Genomic DNA, 7,681 nt, shown 5'->3' on the forward strand with positions numbered 1-7,681 from the left:
GAGCATCTGATGTCTGCACTAATGAGTTTGGCAAGTACTGGAAGCAAGACCCTCTTTATATTACAGTTGATTATAGTGATCAAAAACTATCATTCTTTATTCAAGACATTGACCAAACACGCGGAGGTAATCAGCGCACACCTATCTATCATAGGGTAGATCAAAGAAGTCAGGGTTTACAATGGTATATTGCCTTTTTTTTAAGGTTACAGGCCGAAGGGAAAAGCAGTGGAAACATTATTTTAATTGATGAACCCGGACTCTATTTGCATGCTAAAGCACAGCAAGATGTACTTACGTTACTTGAAGAGTTAGCAAAAGAGAATACAGTTATTTTTACTACTCATTCGCCATATCTAATTGATCCCGATAAACTTGCGAGGGTGAGGCTCTCAATCAAAGAGAGAAAAACTGGGACAACAAAATCAATCATACACAATCATTTCAATAAGGGTGCCGATATAGATACATTAACGCCAATTGTCACTGCAATTGGCTTAGATTTGTCTCAGGGGATCGCATTCTCAAAGGTAAAGAACGTAATAGTCGAAGGCGTTAGTGATTACTATTATCTTCATGGGATGTTAAATTATCTTCGCAATGGTGGAAACAGCCGGTTACTTGAGGGCATTGGTTTAATTCCATGTGTTGGGCACACCAAAGTCTCAACAATTGCCTCGTTGTTAATTGGTTGGGGATTAGACAACTTTGTGATCATACTAGATAAAAAGGGAACAGCGAGAACAAGAGAGATGCTAATAAAGGACGGCATCGGTGAGGAAATGATCATTTCAATAGGGGCGGAACCAACTGACTCAATTGAAGACTTATTCTCTACCGCTGATCAAGAGAGATTCGGCCTTAAGAGTAAAAGTATTAGTAAAACAATCACGTCCAAACTATTTCAAGAAAAAATTATTCAGGATTCAGAACCCCTTTCTACAGAAACAGAAGATAATTTCAAGGAACTGTTTAATAAAATTGAGCAGTCTCTGGTGAATAATTGTAAGTGATTGTCAGAGGCAGGAAGTGTTTTGAGGCACCCAAGACGTGGAATTCGCAGGAGACATCAGCATCACCCCCTGTCGTTCACCATCTCCCTCCCCGGTATCGCGCTCGTCCTGCACTTCCCGGCAGCACCCTGCTCCTTCATCAGATCGCCGCCGACGGGGTTCAGCACCGGGACGCCCGCCCTGCTCCCCTGCGTCCCCGGGGTGCTTCTCGCCGGCGTTGCCGCCGCGAAAACGGAGTGAAATCAGTAAAAGAAAGGGAGGCAGCGCCCCCGTTCACCCCGGCATTCGCAGAGCAAGAATGATCGCCGCTACCCCGGCGACGACGGCAAGCCCCGCGAGGAGCAGCACGAAGGCCAGCGCCGCGATGAACGGGTGTGCGACCAGGATCAGCCCGAAGATGATGCTCAGGACACCGAGGACCGCCGTCCCCCAGCCCTCGCCGGAGAACCCCTGCACCAGGTAGATTGCCCCGATGACGAGCCCCTCCACCCCGATGATGATGGCGTAGATCGTCGGGATGAGGACGGCGCTGTAGAACGGGTAGATGAGCACGGTGACCCCCGCGAGGATACCGAGGACGCCGACCAGCATCTTCCAGCCCCATCCGGTTTTATTCCCGGAGAGGCTGAGGAGCACGACGACGCCGTTCACCAGCCAGTAGATGCCGAGGATGGTGGCGAGGAGCGTCAGCGTCGGGATGGGGTAGACGAAGAAGAGAACGCCGAAGAGGATCGCGATAACCCCGAGGAGCAGCACGGACCAGCGTGCCGAAGCCATAGCAGCGCCGGACTCAGGGGAGTCGGCACCGGATTCTACGTCGTTGACCATGGTAACACAACATGTCGTGCCATACGGCAGTATAAAAGCGTATGTGCCCCACACCGGGAAATCCCGACCTGCGTTCTGCTCTCCGGCAGGCCTGCCCGTCACTGTTCAACCGCCGCCCGGAGCGTGAACAAAACGCCCCACCTCCTCCGGACGGCCCGGCCCACGATCCTCGACCGACACCCGGATAGCCCGATACCTACATGTGGCGTGAACTGAAAACAGATAGAACGAAGTACGGGAGCCGGAAATGGAACTTCAGATCCTGAACGCCATCGTCCTCATCTTCGGGATCTCCCTCATCGTCGGACTGCTTTTTAACCCGCTGCGCATCCCGCCGCTGGTCGGGTTCATCCTGACGGGCATCATCGTCGGGCCGAACGGGCTCGGCATCGTGCAGTCGCTCGAAGAAGTCAATATCCTTGCCGAGATCGGGATCATCCTGCTGCTCTTCACCATCGGTCTTGAGTTCTCCTTCGCGCATCTCTGGCAGATGCGGAACATGCTCCTCATCAGCGGGTCGATCCAGGTCTTCCTGACGTTTCTGGTCTCCTTCTTCGTCGCGACGCTCATCGGGTTGCCGTTTGCAGAAGCCGTTCTTCTGGGTTTCCTCTTCGCCCTTTCCAGCACCGCGGTCGTGCTCCGGATCCTCCACCAGCGGGGGGAGATGAGCACCCCGCACGGCAACATCACCCTCGGGGTCCTGATCTTCCAGGACATCGTCGCCATCCCGATGATCATGGCCATACCGTTCCTCGCAAGCATCTCCGCACCCGCGGCGGTGCAGGCGTTCAGCATGGAGGCCCTCTCGTCGATGCTCGCCACAGACATCCTGATCCTGGTCGTCCTCGTCGTGGCCGCAAAGTGGGGAGTTCCCTGGTTCCTCTACCAGATCGCCAGTACAAAGAACCGCGAACTCTTCCTCCTCTTCATCGTGGTTACGTGCTTCGGTGTTGCCTGGCTCGTCTCGTTTGCCGGGGTCTCGCTCGCGCTGGGCGCCCTCCTCGCCGGCCTCCTGATCTCCCGGTCGGAGTACAGCCATCAGGCCATCGGCAGTATCGTGCCGTTCCGTGACATCTTCACGAGTTTCTTCTTTGTCTCGGTGGGGATGCTGCTCGACGTGGGGTTCTTACTCGAGCACCTCGGAGTGGTGTTTCTCCTGATCGTGGGCGTGATCGCCGCGAAGGGACTGATCGCCGCCGCGGTCCCGGTGGTTCTGGGCTACCCCCCCGCACTATCACCCTTGTCGGGCTCGCCCTTGCCCAGGTGGGAGAATTCTCCTTCATCCTTTCAAGGAGCGGTCTTGATTACGGGATTCTCTCCCCCGAGAGTTACCAGCTCTTCCTGGTGACCGCGCTCATCACGATGGCCATGACGCCTTTCGTCATCGGCGGCGGACCGATGCTCTCCGATCGCCTCCGCCGCGTCGGGTTCCTCCACCGGGCCCTGGACGCCCGCCGCCCCATACAGGAGTCTCGGCGGGAGCCTCTCAGGGAACACGTGATGATCATCGGCTACGGCGTGACGGGGAGGAACCTTGCGCGGGCGGCGAAAGCCGGCGGGATCCCGTACGTCATCATCGAGATCAACCCCGTGACCGTGCGAAATGAGCGGGCTCTCGGCGAACCCATTCATTACGGTGACGCCACCACGGAGACGGTCCTGGTGCACGCCGATATCGAGTCCGCCCGTATCGCCGTGATCGCGATCAACGATCCCGTCTCGACCCGACAGATCGTGGAGGCCTGCCGCCGCTTAAACCCCTACCTCTACATCATCGTGCGAACCCGCTACCTCATCGAGGTGGCGCCCCTGCAGGATCTCGGGGCCAACGAGGTGGTCCCGGAGGAGTTCGAGACGTCGCTCGAGATCTTCACCCGGGTGCTGAACAAATACCTCATCCCGAAGGACCGGATCGAGGGGCTGACGGCTGAGATCCGTTCGGACACCTACCAGATGCTCCGCAATCCGCAGGAGCACCCTCCGACGCTCACGGATCTTATCTACCGGCTCTCCAACGTGAGCATCGTCACCTACACGATCGATCCGGCCGCCCCGGTGGCGGGGAAGACGCTCGGTGAGATCAACCTCCGTAAAAGGCACGACGTACTGGTTCTCGCCGTCCTGCGGGGAGAACGGACAATCACGAGTCCGGGCGGGGAGACGGAGATCCTGCCCGACGATATCGTCATCGTCCTGGGCATGCCCGAGCCTGTGGCACGGGCGTCCGTCCTCTTCCAGGCGCCCCCGGGAGAGGAAAGGACTCCGGTGTAGGGATGTTTTGGGGTGTATGAAAATGCATGGTTGCCCATTGATACGACAATCGCACCACCCGCACCAGGCAGGCGCCCTTCACAGCATATTTCTCTCATGAACTACAGAGTTGCTGAATATCCTGAATCTCGGAGAGATACTCATGGGAGATCCGATCAGACTGGGAATCATCATCTGCGACCGCTACCGGACCTGTGCCGGGGGCAAGTGCCTGCGGGCACTGCGCGACCGCGAAGGCGCCTTCGAACGCTATAAAGGAAGAGACGTTGAGCTTGTCGGGTTCGCGACCTGCAACGGCTGTCCCGGCGGGAACATCGAGTATGTCCCGCAGGAGATGAAGAACAACGGTGCCGAGGTCGTGCATCTCGCCACCGGCATGGTTGTCGGGTATCCCCCCTGTCCGCGGATCTCGTACTTTTCCCGGTTCATCAGGGAAAAATACGGCATGGACGTGGTTGTGGGAACCCACCCTATCCCGGAGAAATACTTCACCACGCACACGAATCTTGGTTCCTGGGATTCGGCACTCTGGAAAGACCTGATTGCCCCCACCCTCACCGATGAAAAAACCCGGTTATCCTACGACTAAACCCCGGCTCGGTGGTGCATCGGTAGAGGCCACGGCAGTCTTCAGGCGGATCGGTTCACGGACCGGATTGATCGCTATTACCGAACGGAAGGATCTGATGCGCAGAAAAGAAGGGCATTCGTTCGGTATGAACGCCGCCCCGCTCACTTCTTCATCGAGTACGTCAGGTGCACCGCCCCCTGCTCCGTCGGCCCTGGCCTGACCGGGTTCCGGCGGCCATGCCCTGACCGGGTTCCGGCGGCCATGCCCTGACCGGGTTCCGTCGGCCATGCCCTGACCGGAAGAGAAAACCCTATCCCTCTCCCGGCCGAGAACTCCTTGCCGGAGGGCGCCCGATGGAGATCCCGCAGAGTATTTTTGACCGTATGGAACGGAGCATGGCCGATCGCGAATCGCTCCTCTCGCGCCGGGCGACCCGGAACGCCGATTACCTCAGGCGGTCCGGCTGCAAACCCGAGGACCCGGTCATCCGGCCGCCGTTCTTCCGGGACGCCGACCGGATCGTCCACTCGAAGGCCTACTCGCGCTACATCGACAAGACCCAGGTATTCTACCTCGTCGAGAACGACCACATCACCCACCGCGTCCTCCACGTCCAGCTGGTCTCGAAGATCGGGAGGACAATCGGAAGAGCCCTCGGCCTGAACGAGGACCTGATCGAGGCGATCGCCCTCGGTCACGACATCGGCCACGTGCCCTACGGCCATCTCGGGGAGAAGTTCCTCGACGAGCTCTGCACCGAGCACGGGCTCGGGGGGTTCCGGCACAACGTCCAGAGCGTCCGGTTCCTTGACGTCGTCGAGGACTGCGACCTCACGCTGCAGGTGCTGGACGGGATCCTCTGCCACAACGGCGAAACCAACGACCGTATCCTCACGGTCGAGGGTCAGGCCGACTGGGACTCGTTTGCGGATAAGATGGAGAAGATCGAGAAGGAAGGGGATGCTTTCCCCCTCACGACAGAGGGGTGCGTCGTCCGGTGCGCCGACAGCATCTCCTACCTCGGCCGCGATCTGGCGGACGGCCTCGAGGTCGAGGTCATCGATGAACGGGATCTCGAGGACTTCCCGGAGAACTGCATGGACTTCTTCGGTATCACCGGACATAAAAAAGAAGCATTCTCCGATATTAACCGAAAGGTGCTCGACGTCTTGATCCGCGACATCATTGCCGGGAGTTACGACGCCGACTGCATTGCCTTCTCGGCCGAAGCGTCGGCGTGCGTCGCGGCCTTCAAAGAGTTCAACATGCAGCACATCTACGGAAACGAGAGACTCATAGAGAACCAGAAGAAGATCCGGTTCATGTTCCGATCCCTTTTCAGCCGTATCCTCGAGGATATCAAGAGCGGCCGGAAGGACTCGCCGGTCTACGAAGACCTCATCGACGCGGCCTGGGCATCCCGTGCGTATCTCGGTGCCGCGGCCCCGGAGGAACTCACGAGGGATTTCATCGCCGGGATGACCGATCGCTACTTCGAGTGGGTCTTCCGGCAAAGCATCCTCCCGGCGAGAGTCCGGTCGAGGTACCGGGGGTGGTGAACCCCCGTGGCCGGCGGTTGAAGTGGGGGTTCATCTGCCCATTATCGCTGTATTTTCCCGAAAATTCTGTTTAAAACCCGTGGATGTAACCCGATGGTTCCTACGTATTTTTATATCTCGCTGAGCAACGCATACTATGAATAAGCGAATCCTTATCCTCGGTCTGGCTGCGGCGCTCGTCCTGACAGCCGGTTGCATGGGGCTTGGCGGCCCGAACCCCAGGGTCGTGGAGGACTCCATGGTCATGGATATCAGCCTATCCAAAGGGCTCGGATATAACGTGAACGCGGTGATACAGAACGACGGGGGCGACGGCGACGTCACCGTGACGATGAAACTGATCGATGAAGAGAAAGGTTTTGTCCGGGACGAGGCCTCGACGGTGGTCTCCATCCCCTCAGGGGAGACAAAGAAGGTCAGCCTCACGCTGGACGGGGACCTCGGCCGGGATTATGGGTACAGGATTGAGGTGAGTTAGGCGGAGGGCGTTTCTGGATCGGGCTTCCAGCCTGATTACGGGGGTTCAGGCCCCCTCTCCGACCCGATACGATGAGGCCGAAACATAACAGAGTCATTTTTTTACCCCTCCCCCAAATGGGATGTATGGAACCGTCCCCGGGGATCTACGAGCAGGTCATCAGCGAATACCTTGCATTGAAACTCTCCGGTCCGGAAAAAGAAGGGAGAGTCTTTAAAGACCCTCTTGCGCGTTTCGATCCCCAGACAGTCCTCTCGCGATATCTCGCGAAGATCCTCAGAACGGCCCTCCAGTCTGCCGATGAGGCAGGAGCCTCGCTTGAAGAGCAGATCCAGATCTGCAACCGCCTCATCGAACACCTCGGTACCGAACTACGGGATAAGACTCTTGAACAGTGTAAGATCACGCCCGAAGCAAAGGTCTTGCTCGCCCTTGTGGAGCGCAATCGCCTCTCTGCGCTTAATATTACTGCACCCACCCGCCCCGAGACTTCTATCGCGCAGAGCAGCCTCTTCACCGGGTCTCCAGGAGAGCCCGGGCTCGTGGATGAACTCAGGAAGGAGATCCGGACCGCCGATCGTGTTGACCTCCTCATCTCGTTCATCAAGTGGAGCGGGCTCCGGCTGATTCTCGACGATTTAAAAGAATTTGTCGGGCATGGCCAGCTTAGGGTGATCACGACCTCGTACACCGGGGTAACCGATATCAAGGCGGTCGAGGCTCTTGCAGCCCTTCGGAACACCACTGTCCGGATATCCTATGATACCGACAGAACCCGGCTCCACGCGAAGACCTACACGTTCCACAGGAACAACGGCTTCTCCACATCCTATATCGGGTCATCTAACCTCTCGAACCCCGCGATAACGAGCGGCCTTGAGTGGAACGTCAAGGTCACCGAGCAGGACTCATATGACATCATCCAGAGGATCGAGAAGACGTTTGAGACCTACTGGAAAGA

General features: G+C 57.6%; 9 protein-coding genes. 8 read left to right on the forward strand and 1 reads right to left on the reverse strand.

The window, feature by feature from the left end:
* Both EI28_RS13595 and EI28_RS14950 read left to right on the forward strand, forming a co-directional pair.
* A partial coding sequence (locus EI28_RS13595) for an ATP-dependent endonuclease (protein WP_155937370.1) occupies positions 1-1,013 on the forward strand: 1,013 nt, incomplete at its 5' end.
* Between the two features lie 21 nt (positions 1,014-1,034).
* Complete coding sequence (locus EI28_RS14950) at positions 1,035-1,253, forward strand: hypothetical protein (protein ID WP_231476748.1); 219 nt, start codon at positions 1,035-1,037, stop codon at positions 1,251-1,253.
* 33 nt (positions 1,254-1,286) lie between these two features.
* Here EI28_RS14950 and EI28_RS10675 read toward each other — a convergent pair whose 3' ends face one another.
* The gene (locus EI28_RS10675; RefSeq protein ID WP_048114731.1) at positions 1,287-1,841 is read right to left on the reverse strand and encodes an HdeD family acid-resistance protein; all 555 of its coding nucleotides are present in this window, start codon (positions 1,839-1,841) and stop codon (positions 1,287-1,289) included.
* Between the two features lie 247 nt (positions 1,842-2,088).
* Here EI28_RS10675 and EI28_RS14445 point away from each other — a divergent pair, with 247 nt between their 5' ends.
* From EI28_RS14445 to EI28_RS10700, 6 genes are all read left to right on the forward strand, one after another.
* Positions 2,089-3,189, forward strand: coding sequence for a cation:proton antiporter (locus EI28_RS14445; RefSeq protein WP_197018494.1), 1,101 nt, complete (start codon positions 2,089-2,091; stop codon positions 3,187-3,189).
* The gene (locus EI28_RS14450) at positions 3,105-4,112 is read left to right on the forward strand and encodes an NAD-binding protein (RefSeq protein WP_197018495.1); all 1,008 of its coding nucleotides are present in this window, start codon (positions 3,105-3,107) and stop codon (positions 4,110-4,112) included. The genes EI28_RS14445 and EI28_RS14450 overlap by 85 nt, the downstream gene beginning before the upstream one ends.
* Before the next feature lie 142 nt (positions 4,113-4,254).
* A complete protein-coding gene (locus EI28_RS10685; RefSeq protein WP_048114741.1) occupies positions 4,255-4,701 on the forward strand; it encodes a CGGC domain-containing protein in 447 nt (148 codons plus the stop codon).
* Positions 4,702-5,036: 335 nt separating this feature from the next.
* Entirely contained in the window at positions 5,037-6,242 is a 1,206-nt protein-coding gene (locus EI28_RS10690; protein WP_048114733.1) for a deoxyguanosinetriphosphate triphosphohydrolase family protein, read from the forward strand.
* A gap of 136 nt (positions 6,243-6,378) precedes the next feature.
* Positions 6,379-6,720 carry a hypothetical protein gene (locus EI28_RS10695; RefSeq protein ID WP_048114735.1) on the forward strand — a complete coding sequence of 114 codons (342 nt, stop codon included), beginning with the start codon at positions 6,379-6,381 and terminating at the stop codon, positions 6,718-6,720.
* A 125-nt stretch (positions 6,721-6,845) separates the two neighbouring features.
* Positions 6,846-7,681 (forward strand): phospholipase D-like domain-containing protein (locus EI28_RS10700; RefSeq protein ID WP_231476749.1); only part of this gene is annotated, 836 nt, incomplete at its 3' end.

Origin of the sequence: Methanoculleus sp. MH98A (assembly GCF_000691865.1) — an archaeon.
GTDB lineage: Archaea > Halobacteriota > Methanomicrobia > Methanomicrobiales > Methanoculleaceae > Methanoculleus.